The following is a 13,214-nucleotide window of genomic DNA, read 5'->3' on the forward strand; positions in this document are numbered from 1 at the left end:
TGGGCTGCGGGCGCAGCGGGCCGTGGGAGGCGGTGAGGACCGGAGGCCCGGGGCCGGCGAGCGAAGCGAGCATCGACAACTGACTCGCCGGCGCTGTGCGCAGTGAGCGAAGCGAACGAAGCTAAATGGACGGCGCGGCCCCGGGCTGAGGACCGCAACGGAGTCGGCCCCCCAGGGGCCGACCGCCGGACTCGGCCCGCTGTGCCCGCACTCCGAGACGCTCGGGCGCTCCATTCCGGCCGCTGAGCACGAAGCCGCCGTTGGCGCGGCGGTGATGTCGCCGACATAGCCGCAGGCCTGAACGTCCCGGCTCGGCACGTTCAGGGCCTTGCCCGGCGCGTTTGTTCGTGGGAAGAACCCTGGAGCCGCGGGAAATTGCAGCCGCCTCTGACCTGCGTCAACCTGCGCTTCACCGCGCCGGCGATCGACAAGCAACGCTACCTATAGTGTCCGTCACCACGACGAACCACATATCTAGTGCCCATGACCACGCCGCACGACCCTACGCATGTCATCAAGCGCGACGGCACGGTCCGTCCTTTCGATCTGGGCAAGATCGTCAGCGCGCTCGAACGCGCCGGCCGCGCCAGCGGCGAGTTCGACGCCGCCGAGGCGCGGCGGCTGGCCGCCGACGACGTGCTGCCCGCAATCCGCGCGCTGGGCCCGGTGACGCCGCACATCGAACAGCTGCAGGACATCGTCGAGGCCGCGCTCTACGACCGCAGGCACCGCCGCACGCTGCGCGCCTACATCGTCTACCGCGAGCAGCACCGCAAGCTGCGGCAGGACAAGCGCAGCCTCGTCGACGTCGAGACCTCGATGAACGAGTACCTGCAGCAATTGGACTGGCGCGTCAACGCCAATGCCAACCAGGGTTATTCGCTGGGCGGGCTGATCCTCAACGTGTCGGGCAAGGTCACCGCGAACTACTGGCTCGACCATGTCTACCCGCCCGAGATCGGCCGCGCGCACCGCGATGCCGACATCCACATCCACGACCTCGACATGCTCAGCGGCTACTGCGCCGGCTGGTCGCTGCGCACCTTGCTGCACGAAGGCCTGAACGGCGTGCCGGGCAAGGTCGAGGCGGGGCCGCCGAAGCACCTGTCGAGCGCGGTCGGGCAGATCGTCAACTTCCTCGGCACGCTGCAGAACGAATGGGCCGGTGCGCAGGCCTTCTCGTCCTTCGACACCTATCTCGCCCCCTTCGTGCGCAAGGACTCGCTCGACTATGCGCAGGTGCGCCAGTGCATCCAGGAGCTCGTCTACAACCTCAACGTGCCCTCGCGCTGGGGCACGCAGACGCCGTTCACCAACCTCACCTTCGATTGGGTGTGCCCCGAGGACCTGCGCGAGCAGGTGCCGGTGATCGGCGGCGTCGAGATGCCGTTCTCGTACGGCGAACTGCAGGCCGAGATGGACATCATCAACCGCGCCTACATCGACGTGATGATGACCGGCGATGCCAAGGGCCGCGTCTTCACCTTCCCGATCCCGACCTACAACATCACGAAGGACTTCGACTGGGACGGCCCGAACGCGAACGCGCTGTTCGAGATGACCGCGCGCTACGGGCTGCCGTACTTCCAGAACTTCGTCAATTCCGACCTGCAGCCGAACATGGTGCGCTCGATGTGCTGCCGGCTGCAGCTGGACGTGCGCGAGCTGCTCAAGCGCGGCAACGGCCTGTTCGGCTCGGCCGAGCAGACCGGCTCGCTCGGCGTGGTGACGGTCAACTGCGCGCGGCTGGGCCACGTGCATGCCGGCGACGAGCCCGCGCTGCTGAAGCGCCTGGACGAACTGATGGAGCTCGGCCGCGACAGCCTGGAGATCAAGCGCAAGGTGATCCAGCGCCACATGGACGCGGGCCTGTTCCCCTACACCAAGCGCTACCTCGGCACGCTGCGCAACCACTTCTCGACGCTGGGCGTCAACGGCCTCAACGAGATGATCCGCAACTTCTCGCGCGACGCCTACGACATCACCGCGCCCGAGGGCCATGCGATGGCCGTGCGGCTGCTGGACCACGTGCGCGCACGCATGATCGACTTCCAGGAGCAGACCGGCCACCTCTACAACCTGGAGGCCACGCCGGCCGAAGGCACGACCTACCGCTTCGCGAAGGAAGATCGGCGCCGCTTCCCGGCCATCCTGCAGGCCGGCACGCCGGCGCAGCCGTACTACACCAACTCCAGCCAGCTGCCGGTGGGCTTCACCGACGATCCGTTCGAGGCGCTCGAGCGCCAGGACGAACTGCAGCGCAAGTACACCGGCGGCACCGTGCTGCACTTGTACATGAGCGAGCCGCTGTCCAGCGCCGACGCCTGCCGCCGCCTCGTGCAGCGCGCGCTGTCGCGTTTCCGGCTGCCGTACATCACGGTGACGCCGACCTTCTCCATCTGCCCGACGCACGGCTACCTCGCCGGCCAGCACGAGTTCTGTCCGACCTGCGACGACGCACTGCGCGCGCGCAAGCGGCTGGCGACGTCGAACTGACGTTCGCCCGCCATCCGACGTCCCCGCCCCACCCACGAGAGGAGTTCCCCCGATGACTGCCACGACGATCCATGCCCCGACCACCGCTCCCGCTGCGACGATCGCGCTCGCCGACAGCGAACGCCAGCGCTGCGAGGTCTGGACCCGCGTGATGGGCTACCACCGCCCGGTGTCGTCGTTCAACACCGGCAAGAAGGGCGAGTTCCACGAGCGCCTGTACTTCGAGGAACGGCGCTGCGATGACCAACCGCGTCTGGCTTGATCAGCCCGGCCTCGCGTCCGCCGCCGGGCCGGTGCCGGCGCCGCCGGCCGCGCATGCACGGCCGCTCCAGATCGGCGGTATCACGCCCTTCACCAGCATCGACTTCCCCGGCCGCCTGGCGGCCGTGGTCTTCGTGCAGGGCTGCCCGTGGCGCTGCACCTGGTGCCACAACCCGCACCTGCAGCCGCGGCGCGCCGACGACGCTTCCGGTGGTCGCCCCTGGGCCGAGGTGCGCGGCTGGCTGGCGCGCCGCACGGGCCTGATCGACGGCGTCGTCTTCAGCGGCGGCGAGCCGACGATCGACCCCGGCCTGGCGGCGACGATGGCCGACGTGCGCGCGATGGGCTTCGCGGTCGGGCTGCACACCGCGGGCATCTACCCGCGCCGGCTGCAGGACGTGCTGCCGCTCGCCGACTGGGTCGGCTTCGATGTCAAGGCGCCGCTGTCGCGCCCGGCGCTGCTCGATCGCACCACGGGTGTCGCCGGCAGCACCGGCGCCGTGCAGCAGAGCCTGCGCCTGCTGCGTGCCAGCGGCGTGGCCTTCGAATGCCGCACCACCGCGCATCCGGCGCTGCTCGACGAGGCCGCGCTGCAACTGATCGGCGACGAGCTGGCCGCGCTGGGCATCACGCATGTCGCGCTGCAGCGGGCGCGGCCGGTGGCTGCCGCCGCCGCGCCGCTCGACCCGGTGCCGAAGGACTGGCCGTCTGCGGCGACGCTCGAGCACTTCGAGCGCCTGTTCCCGCACTTCGTGCTGCGCGACGGCTGAGCGCCCTGATTCTTCAAGGGATCGCGCCGATCCTTCAAGCCGCGGCCATCCTCGCTGCGTAGGCTTCTGCTCGTCGCGCCATGTACCGGCTCCAACCCGGCCGGCGCGGCGCATTCAGCCTTCAATCCATCACGAGGAGACATGACATGGAAGCCGCGACCCGCTTCACCCGCATCCCGCAGTACTCGCCGCTGTGCGTCGACAGCGACAAGACGCCGTGGCATCCGTTCACGCCGTACTCCGAGGAGGTGATGATCAAGCTGCTGCACGTCGATGCCGTCACCGGCCAGGTCGTGATGCTGCTGAAGGCGCCGGGCGACTGTTCGCTCGGCGTGCACGACCACTACGGCACCATCCATGTCTACACGATCAGCGGCAGCTGGTACTACGAGGAGCACAAGCAGGACTGGGTCGCCAAGGCCGGCGACTTCATCTACGAGGTCGCGAACTCGAAGCACACCTTCCGCACCCTGCCCGGCGAGGACATGGTGGCCTTCATCATCTTCGAGGGCTCGCTCGCCTTCCTCGACGAGAACGGCCAGCGCGTCGGCCTCGAGACCGCGCGCACGATCCAGCAGCGCTACATCGACCACTGCCTGAAGCACGACATCCCCTTGATCGACCTCAACAGCGTGCCGGTGTCCTGATCGGCACGAGGGCTCTGGCCCCGGGAGAGTCCCCAGCACCGGAGGCCCGCATTCGGTCGCAGACTTCGCCGCATGGCGCGTTTCATCCGACCCGAGCAGCTGCCCGACTGGGTGCCCACCGGCGTGCTCGCCAGCAGCGAGCCGCTGGACTGGCGCGGGCTGGCCTACCGCGCCTACCGCCACCCGGCCTGCGACGTCGAGGTGCCCGGCATGACCGACTTCCTGGTCATCGGCCACCGCAGCGCCTGCCATGCGATCCACCGCCGCACTGAAGGGCGCTGGTCGCGTGTCGCGGTGGTGCCTGGCGACCTGTCGCTGCTGACTCGCGGCGAGGCCTCGCACTGGCACTGGGCGCAGCCGATGGACGTGCAGCACGTCTACCTGTCCGAGCGGGTGCTCAACGATGTGGCGCAGGAAGTCTTCGAGCGCGACGTCGCCGACATCCGCCTGCACGACCTGCTGAAGGTGGACGACCCGGCGATCGCCCGCTGCCTGCAGGCCCTGGCGCAGGAGGCGGCGCGGCCCGCACCGGGCAGCGCGCTGTGCGCCGACGCGATCGGCGTTGAACTGTCGGTGCACCTGCTGCGGCGCTTCGCGCGGGTGGCCTGGTCCGAGCGGGCCACCGACGGCGGCCTGAGCCCGACGCAGCGCCGGCGCCTCGAGGCGCTCGTCGAGCAGTCCCTGCACGAGGCGCTCACGCTGGCGCAGCTCGCGGCGGCAGCGCACCTGGGCGTCAGCAGCTTCGCGCGGCGCTTCCGCGCGAGCTATGGCGATTCGCCGCACGCCTGGCTGGTGAAGCGGCGCGTGGCGCGCGCCCGGCAACTGCTGGGGGCGGGCGCGCTGTCGCTGAAGGAAGTGGCGCTGGCCTGCGGCTTCGCCGACCAGGCGCATCTGACGCGCACCGTGCGTGCGCACCTGAAGACCACGCCGCGCGCATTGCAGCGCGGCGCCTGAATCAGGCCGCGCGCGGCGGGGCCGCGGTGCCGCGCAGCACCGCGTCGATCTCGCGGTCCTTCTCTTCCCACACCTCGGCCAGCCAGCGCGCCAGCGCGGCGCGACCGGACGCGTCGTCGCCGGACGCGGCAGTGATCGACGGCACCGGCCGGTGCGTGCAGCGCACGACGATGCGCGGCGTTCCGCCGCAGAGGAACTGCCAGAAGGTGGGCACGCCTTCGGGGTAGACGATGGTGAAGTCCAGCATCGAGCTGAACTGCGGCCCCAGTGCCTGCAGGCTGGACGCCAGCGCGCCGGTCTTGGGCTTGAGCAGATGGCGGTAGGGCGAGGCCTGCACCGCATGCTTCTTCGCGGTGAAGCGCGTGCCCTCGACGAAGTTCATCACGCAGGTCGGCACGCGCCGGAACTTCTCGCAGGCCTTCAGCGCGGTGGCTTCGTCCTGCGAGCGCAGCGCGGGGTCGCGGCGCAGGGCCGCCTTCGAATGGCGACGCATGAACGGGAAATCCAGCGCCCACCAGGCCAGGCCCATCACCGGCACGTAGAGCAGCTCGCGCTTGAGGAAGAACTTCAGCATCGGCACCTTGCGGTTCAGCACGCGCTGCAGCACCAGGATGTCGACCCAGCTCTGGTGGTTGCAGCTCACCAGGTACCAGCTGTTCCGGTCCAGGCCCTCCAGCGCGGGCAGCGCCCACGCGGTGCGCTGGGTCAGCCGCATCCAGGCGCTGTTGCCGCTGACCCAGCCGGTGGCGATGGCGTTCAGCAGGGGATCGAGCCGGCGCCGGGCCGCCTCGAAGGGCAGCACCAGTTTCACCAGCGCCGCGGCGAAGAGCAGGGAGCACCAGAACAGGGTGTTGAGCACCAGCAGCAGCAGCGCGAGCACGCCACGGGCCAGCGAGCCGGACGCTTGCGGGTCGCGCGCAGGCGCGACGGACATCAGAGGCCTGGGGGCCGCCATTGGGAGAACTCCGGAAAGAGGGGGTGGATCAGCCGGCGCGACCATCGGGCCGCGGCGTGCCGTACCAGCGACCATACCGCAGCGCCCAGGCGATGCAGGCGCCGGCCCAGGCCAGCGCGGCCGTGGTGAGCAGCACCTGGCCCCACGCGGCGTCCAGCGGCGCCACGAGGGCGGCCGCCAGCCGCATCACGATGGCGGCCTGCAGCAGCCAGAACAGGCGCCACGCCGGGTCGTCGGCCGCGACGATGCGCCCGCCGTGGCCGGTGCTGATGCGCCCGACCATCGTGAACATCGTCGTGCCGAGGAAGCCCATCGTGAACGCATGCAGGGCCGCGAGTCGAATAAAAGAGGGCTCGCCGAGCGCGGCCGCCACCGCATTCGACAGCCCGAAAAGCAGCAGCGCGACGCCGAGCCAGCTGAAGCCGGCATGCAGCATCACGAGCAGTCGCGCACGCGCGCCGCGCGTCGCGCGCCAGTGGATCGCCAGCGCGACGAGGCCCAGGCCCGCCGGCAGCTCGACCGCAGCGCGGACAGCGGCCCAACCGCGCCCGGAGACCAGCTGCAGCGCTTCGGCCGCGCCGGCCAGGCCTTCGAAGCCCAGCACGGCGAGCAGGCCGGCCAGCAGCCACTGCGGCCGCCACGCGGCCAGCGCCGGCACCGCGTCGCCGGAGAAAAAAGGGATCATGCGGTGGCCCGCGGCGACGAAGACGCCGCCGATGAAGCCCCAGAGCCCGAGCTGCGTCGCCGCACGAACGACCGTCAGCTCGCCCGCGGCGATGCCCCAGGCGGCCAGGCCGATCGCCGCCGCGCCCAGGCTGCCGGCGGCGAGCACCAGGCGCGCATGCAGCCGGTCGTTCACCTCGCTCGCGGACAACAGCGCGCCGAAGCGCCGCAACACGCCGGTCCAGCCCAGCAGCACGGCCGACAGGCCTATCGCACCAAGCGAGCGGCCGAAGGCCTCGTCGCGGCCGTGCGCCGCGAGCAGAAAGACGATCCATCCGGCCAGCATCGGCAGCAGGGCCGGCAGCAGCGCTGCGGCCGGCACGGCCGGACGGCCCAGCCACTTCGGCCCGGCGGTGAACAGGAAGCCGGCGAAGAACAGCGGCATGAAGCCGAAGCTCATCAGCAGGCCGTGCACCAGCGACGGGGGCAGCGCGCGCGGCGCGGCCTCGGCGCCAGCCCACTGCAGCGCGGCCCACCACAGCGCGGACAGCGCCAGCAGCAGCGCGCCCGCCGCGAACGCCAGCCGGTGCGGCGCGCGCAGCAGGTGCGCGAAGCGCCACGCACCGCTGTCGCGGGAGAGGGCGCAGGAGGAGCCGGCGGGAGGCATGGACGGGGAAGGGAGCGCGGGGCGGGATCGGGAAAACGGCAGCGCCGACTCTAGAGAGCCGGCGCTGCCAGGTCGCTGACCGAGGTCAAGCTTCGTGCGTTGCAGCGGCCACGTTCAGCGGCGGAACGCGGCACTCGTCACGGCACCGGCGGGCAGCGCCGCGGTGGCCGTCGGCCGGCGCAGCAGCTTCAGCGCATAGAGCGCAAGCGCAACGCTGCCGGCCGCGAAGACGATGTCGCCCGGCACGCGCAGCCACACCAGCGCTTCCATCAGCGGCGAGTGGATGAGCTCCGGCGAGCGGGCGTACCACAGGCCGTGCTGGATGCTGGCCCAGGCCTGCACGATGCCGGCGGGCAGCAGCGACATGAACACCATCATCGCCAGGCCGATGTTCAGGCTCCAGAAGGCCGGCTTCAGGAAGCGGTCGGCATGCAGGTGGCGCGCATACAGGCCGCGCAGGCAGAACAGCATCAGGCCGATGCCCAGCATGCCGTAGACACCGAACAGCGCGGCATGGCCGTGGGCGGCGGTCATGTTCAGGCCCTGCACGTAGTACAGCGACGCCGGCGGGTTGATCGCGAAGCCGAGCAGGCCGGCACCGACGGTGTTCCAGAAGCCGACGGCGACGAAGCTCAGGATGACCCACTTGTAGGCCCCCAGCCATTCGACGTTGCGGGCCCTGCGCCAGGTCTGCAGCGCCTCGAGGCCGATCAGCGTCAGCGGCACGACTTCGAGCGCCGAGAACACCGAGCCCACCGCGATCACCGAGGTCGGCGTGCCGGTCCAGTACAGGTGGTGCAGCGTGCCGAGGATGCCGCCGAACAGGAAGACGATGGTCTCGGCGACGATCGCGCGGTTGGCCGACGCGGCGCGCACCAGGCCCAGGTTGGTGAAGATCAGCGCGACCACCGCGGTGGCGAAGACCTCGAAGAAGCCTTCGACCCACAGGTGCACCAGCCACCAGCGCCAGTACTCGATCATCGAGTAGTGCGTGTGCTGGCCCCAGGTCAGCGAGGTGGCGTAGAAGCCGCCGATGCAGGTGGCCGACAGGAAGACCATCGCGATCAGGCCGCGGGTCTGCGAGGGCTTCTTCAGGGCCGGCCACAGCGCGCGACCGAGCAGGAAGACCCAGAACAGCAGCCCGACGAACAGCAGCAGCTGCCAGATCCGGCCCATGCTGGTGAACTCCAGGCCCTGGTTGCCGAGCCAGAACGCGAAGTCAATGCCGCGCTTCTGCAGCGTGCCGAGCCAGCCGGTGATCGTCGAGCCGAGCACGACGACGATCAGCGCCCAGAAGAGGGCATCGACGCCGAGGCGCTGGTACTTCGGTTCGCGGCCCGACAGCAGCGGCGCGACGTAGAGGCCGGTGGCCAGCCACGCGGTGGCGATCCAGAAGATGCCCACCTGCGTGTGGATCGTGCGGCTGGTGACGTAGGGCAGCAGGTCGGCCAGCGGCAGGCCGAAGAACGACTGGCCCTCCACCGCATAGTGCGCGGTGATGACGCCCATTCCGATCTGCAGCAGCATCAGGCCGATCACGACGAAGAAGTACTTGCGCGTGGCCTTCATCGACGGCGTCGCCTTCACGCCCGCCAGCGGGTCGGTCTTGGGCAGCTCGGCCGCGGCCTCGTCGGCATCGTGGCGGCCGTGCAGCCACAACATCGCCGCGATGCCGGCGAGCAGCAGGATGATGCTGACCATCGACCACATCGCGGCCGAGGTGGCCATCACGTTGCCCACCAGCGGCTCGTGCGGCCAGTTGCTGGTGTAGCTCAAGCCCGTCTCGCCGGGGCGGTTGGTCGACGCCGCCCAGGCCGACCAGAAGAAGAAGGCCGTCAGCGCCTGGCGCTCGGCCGGGTCGGGCAGGGCGCCGTCGGTCATCGCGTACTGCTCGCGCAGCCTGGCGAGCTTCGGCTCGGTGCCGAACAGGCCCGCATAGTGCGCGGCGACCTGCCTGATCGCCTGCGCGCGCTCGGGCGATACGGTGACCGTGCCGTTGATCGGGTCGTAGGTGTTGCGGCGCATCTCGTCGCGCACGCGGGCTTCGACGGCCGCGCGGGCGGCAACGTCACCGTCCGGCGCGCCGGCCTGCTTCGCGCGGATCGCGCCCAGCGCGACCGCTTCGCGGTGCAGCCAGTCGGCCGACCAGTCCGGCGCCACGTAGCTGCCGTGGCCCCAGACGGTGCCCAGCTGCTGGCCGCCGGCCGACAGCCAGGCCTGCTGGCCCAGCTGGACCTGGTCGCCGGTGTACAGCACGTCGCCGTCGCTGCTGACCACCGACTTCGGTATCGGCGGTGCCGCGAGGTAGATCTCCCATCCGAGGTAGCCGAGCGCCCCGAACGATAGGACGCAGATGAGGCCGAGCCATCGCCACAGCCTGGTGGTGCTCTTCATGTCAGTTCCCGTGGTTGATGCCGGCCGTTCCACAGGCCGGCTTAAAGCTGCATTTGAGATGCAGGAATAGTAGGAACCGGAAGCGGGCAGGGCTTTGACGGGCATCAACCGGCAGCGGTGGGGCGCCGCCTATGCCGGCGCGCCGAGGCGGCGCCTATACTGTTGAAATGAACGAAACAGTTCGTGCCAAACGGGCGGACCTCGCTCCGCGCCGGGCCGCCGGAAATGCCGTGGCGCGCAAGGAAACCGGCCGCACCAACGACCCCGAGCGCACGCAGGCCAACATCCTGGAGGTGGCCGAGGCCGAGTTCGGCGAGAAGGGTCTCGCCGGCGCGCGCATCGACGCGATCGCCGAAGCGACGAAGACCAGCAAGCGGATGATCTACTACTACTTCGGCAGCAAGGAGGGCTTGTACCTCGCGGTGCTGGAGGAGGCGTACCGCCGCGTGCGCGACGTCGAGGCCGAGCTGCACCTGCAGGACCTCGAGCCCGAGGAGGCGCTGCGCCGCCTGGTGGCCTTCACCTTTGACCACCACCTGCACCACGAGAGCTACATCCGCCTCGTGATGAGCGAGAACATCCACCGCGGCCAGTACCTCGCGGCCAGCCCGCGCATCCAGGAACTGAACGTGCCGGCCATCGCCGCGATCCGCAACCTCTACGAACGCGGCGTGAAGGCGGGTGTGTTCCGCAAGGGGCTGGATCCCGTCGACATCCATGCGTCGATCTCGGCGCTGAGCTTCTTCAACGTCTCCAACCGCCACACCTTCGGCCTGATCTTCAAGCTCGACATGCAGTCGCCGGCCTACATCGCGCAGCGCCGCGACAACGTGGTGGAGATGGTGGTGCGCTTCGTGCGCAAGCTCTGACGAACCGCCGGCGCGGACGGCGCCCCAGGGCGGCTCAGCGGGGCGCCGGGTGCGTCGGGTCGACCCAGGGCACGTGCTCGGGCTTCTCGGCCGGCTCGATGTCGAGGTTCACCGCAACCGCCTCGCCATCGCTGCGCACCAGCACGCACTCGAGCGTCTCGGTGGCACTGGCGTTGATCTCCTGGTGCGGCACGTAGGGCGGCACGTAGATGAAGTCGCCCGGCCCCGCCTCGGCGGTGAACTCGAGCCGATCGCCCCAGCGCATGCGCGCACGGCCCTTGACGACGTAGATCACGCTCTCCAGCGGCCCGTGGTGGTGGGCGCCGGTCTTGGCATTGGCGTGGATGTGCACGGTGCCGGCCCAGAGCTTCTGCGCGCCGACGCGTGCGAAGTTGATGGCCGCCTTGCGGTCCATGCCGGGTGTCTGCGCGGTGTTGGGGTCGAGGCGGTCGCCGGGCACGACGCGCACGCCGTCGTGCTTCCAGCGGTTCGGGTCATCGTGGGGCATGGCGGGCTCCCGGCTGCGTGGCGCGATTGTGTCGCAGCGGGCGCCGCAATGCCCCTCCCGTTCGACGGGACCGCGCCGGCGCCCGCCACGCTCCAGCACGCGGGTTTCCACCAACTTTAAAACTAACCAGTTCGTACAAAATGCGCCGCACGGAGACAAGGCGCATGCTCGACAACTTCATCGACCGGCTCTGCCGGCTGTTCGGATTCCTGATGGTCGGGTGCCTGGCGCTGATGGTGCTGATGGTCTTCGGCAACGTCGTGCTGCGCTATGGCTTCAACTCGGGGCTGACGGTCTCGGAAGAGCTGTCGCGCTGGCTCTTCGTCTGGATGACCTTTCTGGGCGCGGTCGTCGCGGTGCGGCGCCATGCCCACCTGGGCACCGATACGCTGATCTCCCGCCTGCCGCGCACCGGCAAGCTCGTCTGCTACGTCGCGGCCCATGTGCTGATGCTCGCGCTGTGCGTGCTGATGGCCCGCGGCGCGTGGCAGCAGATGCTGATCAACCGCGAGACCACCAGCGCGGTGATGGAAGCGTCGATGGCCTGGCTGTACGCCAGCGGGGTGATGTTCTCGGTGCTCGCCGGCCTGATCCTCGTGCATGAACTGGTGCGCCTGCTGACCGGCCGCGTCGCCGAGCAGGACCTGATCGCCGTCGCCGAATCGGACGACATGCCGCATGGCCAGCCGGCCGCGCCGGCCGGCAACGACACCGCCCTGACCCGGGAGAAGGCATGACCATCGGCATCTTCCTCGGTGCGCTGCTCGGCGCGATGGCGCTGGGGGTGCCGATCGCCTTCGCGCTGCTGTTCTGCGGCGCCGCGCTGATGTGGCACCTGGGCATGTTCGACCCGCAGATCCTGGCCCAGAACACCATCGAAGGCGCCAACAGCTTCCCGCTGCTGGCGGTGCCCTTCTTCATGCTCGCCGGCGAGATCATGAACGCCGGCGGCCTGTCGCGCCGCATCGTGAACTTCGCGATGACGCTGGTCGGCCACGTGCGCGGCGGCCTCGGCTACGTCGGCATCATGGCCGCGATCATCATGGCCGCGCTGTCGGGTTCGGCGGTGGCCGATGCGGCGGCGCTGTCGGCGCTGCTGCTGCCGATGATGGCGCGCGCCGGCTACGACAAGGCGCGCTCGGCGGGCCTGCTGTCGGCGGCCAGCATCATCGCGCCGGTCATTCCGCCGTCGATCGGCTTCGTCGTCTTCGGCGTCGCGGCCAACGTGTCGATCTCCAAGCTGTTCATGGCCGGCATCGTGCCGGGGCTGATGCTCGGCGCGGCGCTGTGGGCCACCTGGTGGTGGCTGGTGCGCAAGGAGAAGATCGAGCCGGCGCCGCGCGCCTCGCGCGGCGAGATGCTGCAGTCGCTGCGCGACGCCACCTTCGCGCTGGTGCTGCCGGTGATCGTGATCGTCGGCCTGAAGTTCGGCGTCTTCACGCCGACCGAAGCGGCGGTGGTCGCCGCGGTCTACGCGCTGTTCGTCGCCACCGTGGTGTACCGGGAGCTGAAGCTGTCGCAGCTGTACGGGCTCTTCCTGGCCGCCGCGCAGACCACCGCGGTGATCATGTTCCTGGTCGCGGCGGCGATGGTCTCGGCCTGGATGATCACGGTGGCCAACCTGCCGGCCGAGCTGGTCTCGCTGCTGCAGCCGCTGCTCGACCGCCCGGTGCTGCTGATGTTCATGATCATGGTCATCACGATGCTCGTCGGCACCGCGATGGACATGACGCCCACCATCCTGATCCTGACGCCGGTGTTCATGCCGCTGGTGAAGGCCGCGGGCATCGACCCGGTGTACTTCGGCGTGCTGTTCATCATCAACAACGCGATCGGGCTGATCACGCCGCCGGTGGGCACGGTGCTGTCCACCGTCGCCGGCGTCGGCAAGGTCAGCATGGACGCGGTCACCAAGGGCGTGTGGCCGTTCATGGTCGCGCAGTTCGCCGTGATGTTCCTGATGGTGGCCTTCCCCGCCCTCGTCACCGTGCCGGCACGGTGGTTCTATGGCTGACGCGCGTCAGCACCCA

At 69.9% G+C, this 13,214-nt stretch carries 12 protein-coding genes; 8 read left to right on the plus strand and 4 right to left on the minus strand.

Annotated elements, in window-relative coordinates; genetic code table 11:
• Window positions 1-483 precede the first annotated feature (483 nt).
• The 5 genes from P1K89_RS31245 to P1K89_RS31265 all read left to right on the plus strand — a co-directional run bounded on the left by P1K89_RS31245 (window position 484) and on the right by P1K89_RS31265 (window position 5,128).
• Window positions 484-2,496 carry a ribonucleoside triphosphate reductase gene (locus P1K89_RS31245; protein ID WP_284620467.1) on the plus strand — a complete coding sequence of 671 codons (2,013 nt, stop codon included), beginning with the start codon at window positions 484-486 and terminating at the stop codon, window positions 2,494-2,496.
• A gap of 52 nt (window positions 2,497-2,548) precedes the next feature.
• Window positions 2,549-2,758: an anaerobic ribonucleoside-triphosphate reductase gene (gene nrdD, locus P1K89_RS31250; RefSeq protein ID WP_284620468.1), complete on the plus strand. Its 210-nt coding sequence runs from the start codon at window positions 2,549-2,551 to the stop codon at window positions 2,756-2,758.
• 70 nt (window positions 2,759-2,828) lie between these two features.
• A complete protein-coding gene (locus P1K89_RS31255) occupies window positions 2,829-3,527 on the plus strand; it encodes an anaerobic ribonucleoside-triphosphate reductase activating protein (protein ID WP_439898062.1) in 699 nt (232 codons plus the stop codon).
• A 146-nt stretch (window positions 3,528-3,673) separates the two neighbouring features.
• Window positions 3,674-4,174 (plus strand): 2,4'-dihydroxyacetophenone dioxygenase family protein, encoded by a 501-nt coding sequence (locus tag P1K89_RS31260; RefSeq protein ID WP_284620470.1) that lies wholly within the window; start codon window positions 3,674-3,676, stop codon window positions 4,172-4,174.
• Between the two features lie 72 nt (window positions 4,175-4,246).
• Window positions 4,247-5,128, plus strand: a complete 882-nt coding sequence (locus tag P1K89_RS31265; protein ID WP_284620471.1) for an AraC family transcriptional regulator — start codon at window positions 4,247-4,249, stop codon at window positions 5,126-5,128.
• Between the two features lies 1 nt (window position 5,129).
• Here the strand turns inward: P1K89_RS31265 and yihG are convergent, their stop codons facing one another.
• The 3 genes from yihG to P1K89_RS31280 form a co-directional block, all read right to left on the minus strand.
• Window positions 5,130-6,062 (minus strand): 1-acylglycerol-3-phosphate O-acyltransferase, YihG family, encoded by a 933-nt coding sequence (gene yihG / locus P1K89_RS31270; protein WP_284620472.1) that lies wholly within the window; start codon window positions 6,060-6,062, stop codon window positions 5,130-5,132.
• A gap of 49 nt (window positions 6,063-6,111) precedes the next feature.
• Window positions 6,112-7,413, minus strand: a complete 1,302-nt coding sequence (locus tag P1K89_RS31275) for an NnrS family protein (RefSeq protein ID WP_284620473.1) — start codon at window positions 7,411-7,413, stop codon at window positions 6,112-6,114.
• Between the two features lie 114 nt (window positions 7,414-7,527).
• Window positions 7,528-9,807, minus strand: coding sequence for a nitric-oxide reductase large subunit (locus P1K89_RS31280; RefSeq protein ID WP_284620474.1), 2,280 nt, complete (start codon window positions 9,805-9,807; stop codon window positions 7,528-7,530).
• A gap of 167 nt (window positions 9,808-9,974) precedes the next feature.
• Here P1K89_RS31280 and P1K89_RS31285 point away from each other — a divergent pair, with 167 nt between their 5' ends.
• The gene (locus tag P1K89_RS31285) at window positions 9,975-10,676 is read left to right on the plus strand and encodes a TetR/AcrR family transcriptional regulator (RefSeq protein ID WP_284620475.1); all 702 of its coding nucleotides are present in this window, start codon (window positions 9,975-9,977) and stop codon (window positions 10,674-10,676) included.
• A gap of 34 nt (window positions 10,677-10,710) precedes the next feature.
• On the opposite strand, the gene P1K89_RS31290 is transcribed toward P1K89_RS31285, so the two are convergent.
• A complete protein-coding gene (locus P1K89_RS31290; protein ID WP_284620476.1) occupies window positions 10,711-11,184 on the minus strand; it encodes a cupin domain-containing protein in 474 nt (157 codons plus the stop codon).
• A gap of 164 nt (window positions 11,185-11,348) precedes the next feature.
• Here P1K89_RS31290 and P1K89_RS31295 point away from each other — a divergent pair, with 164 nt between their 5' ends.
• On the plus strand, window positions 11,349-11,921 hold the full coding sequence (locus P1K89_RS31295) for a TRAP transporter small permease (protein WP_284620477.1): 573 nt from the start codon (window positions 11,349-11,351) through the stop codon (window positions 11,919-11,921).
• A complete protein-coding gene (locus tag P1K89_RS31300; protein ID WP_284620478.1) occupies window positions 11,918-13,198 on the plus strand; it encodes a TRAP transporter large permease subunit in 1,281 nt (426 codons plus the stop codon). Before P1K89_RS31295 ends, P1K89_RS31300 begins: the two co-directional genes overlap by 4 nt.
• Window positions 13,199-13,214: the final 16 nt, after the last annotated feature.

Origin of the sequence: Aquabacterium humicola (assembly GCF_030167915.1) — a bacterium.
Taxonomy (GTDB): Bacteria; Pseudomonadota; Gammaproteobacteria; order Burkholderiales; family Burkholderiaceae_C; genus Pseudaquabacterium; species Pseudaquabacterium humicola.

Coding starts and splice junctions, on each gene's coding strand:
- P1K89_RS31245 (WP_284620467.1), top strand. CDS start 484: ATGACCACGCCGCACGACCCTACGCATGTCATCAAGCGCGACGGCACG.
- nrdD (WP_284620468.1), top strand. CDS start 2,549: ATGACTGCCACGACGATCCATGCCCCGACCACCGCTCCCGCTGCGACG.
- P1K89_RS31260 (WP_284620470.1), top strand. CDS start 3,674: ATGGAAGCCGCGACCCGCTTCACCCGCATCCCGCAGTACTCGCCGCTG.
- P1K89_RS31265 (WP_284620471.1), top strand. CDS start 4,247: ATGGCGCGTTTCATCCGACCCGAGCAGCTGCCCGACTGGGTGCCCACC.
- yihG (WP_284620472.1), bottom strand. CDS start 6,062: ATGTCCGTCGCGCCTGCGCGCGACCCGCAAGCGTCCGGCTCGCTGGCC.
- P1K89_RS31275 (WP_284620473.1), bottom strand. CDS start 7,413: ATGCCTCCCGCCGGCTCCTCCTGCGCCCTCTCCCGCGACAGCGGTGCG.
- P1K89_RS31280 (WP_284620474.1), bottom strand. CDS start 9,807: ATGAAGAGCACCACCAGGCTGTGGCGATGGCTCGGCCTCATCTGCGTC.
- P1K89_RS31285 (WP_284620475.1), top strand. CDS start 9,975: ATGAACGAAACAGTTCGTGCCAAACGGGCGGACCTCGCTCCGCGCCGG.
- P1K89_RS31290 (WP_284620476.1), bottom strand. CDS start 11,184: ATGCCCCACGATGACCCGAACCGCTGGAAGCACGACGGCGTGCGCGTC.
- P1K89_RS31295 (WP_284620477.1), top strand. CDS start 11,349: ATGCTCGACAACTTCATCGACCGGCTCTGCCGGCTGTTCGGATTCCTG.
- P1K89_RS31300 (WP_284620478.1), top strand. CDS start 11,918: ATGACCATCGGCATCTTCCTCGGTGCGCTGCTCGGCGCGATGGCGCTG.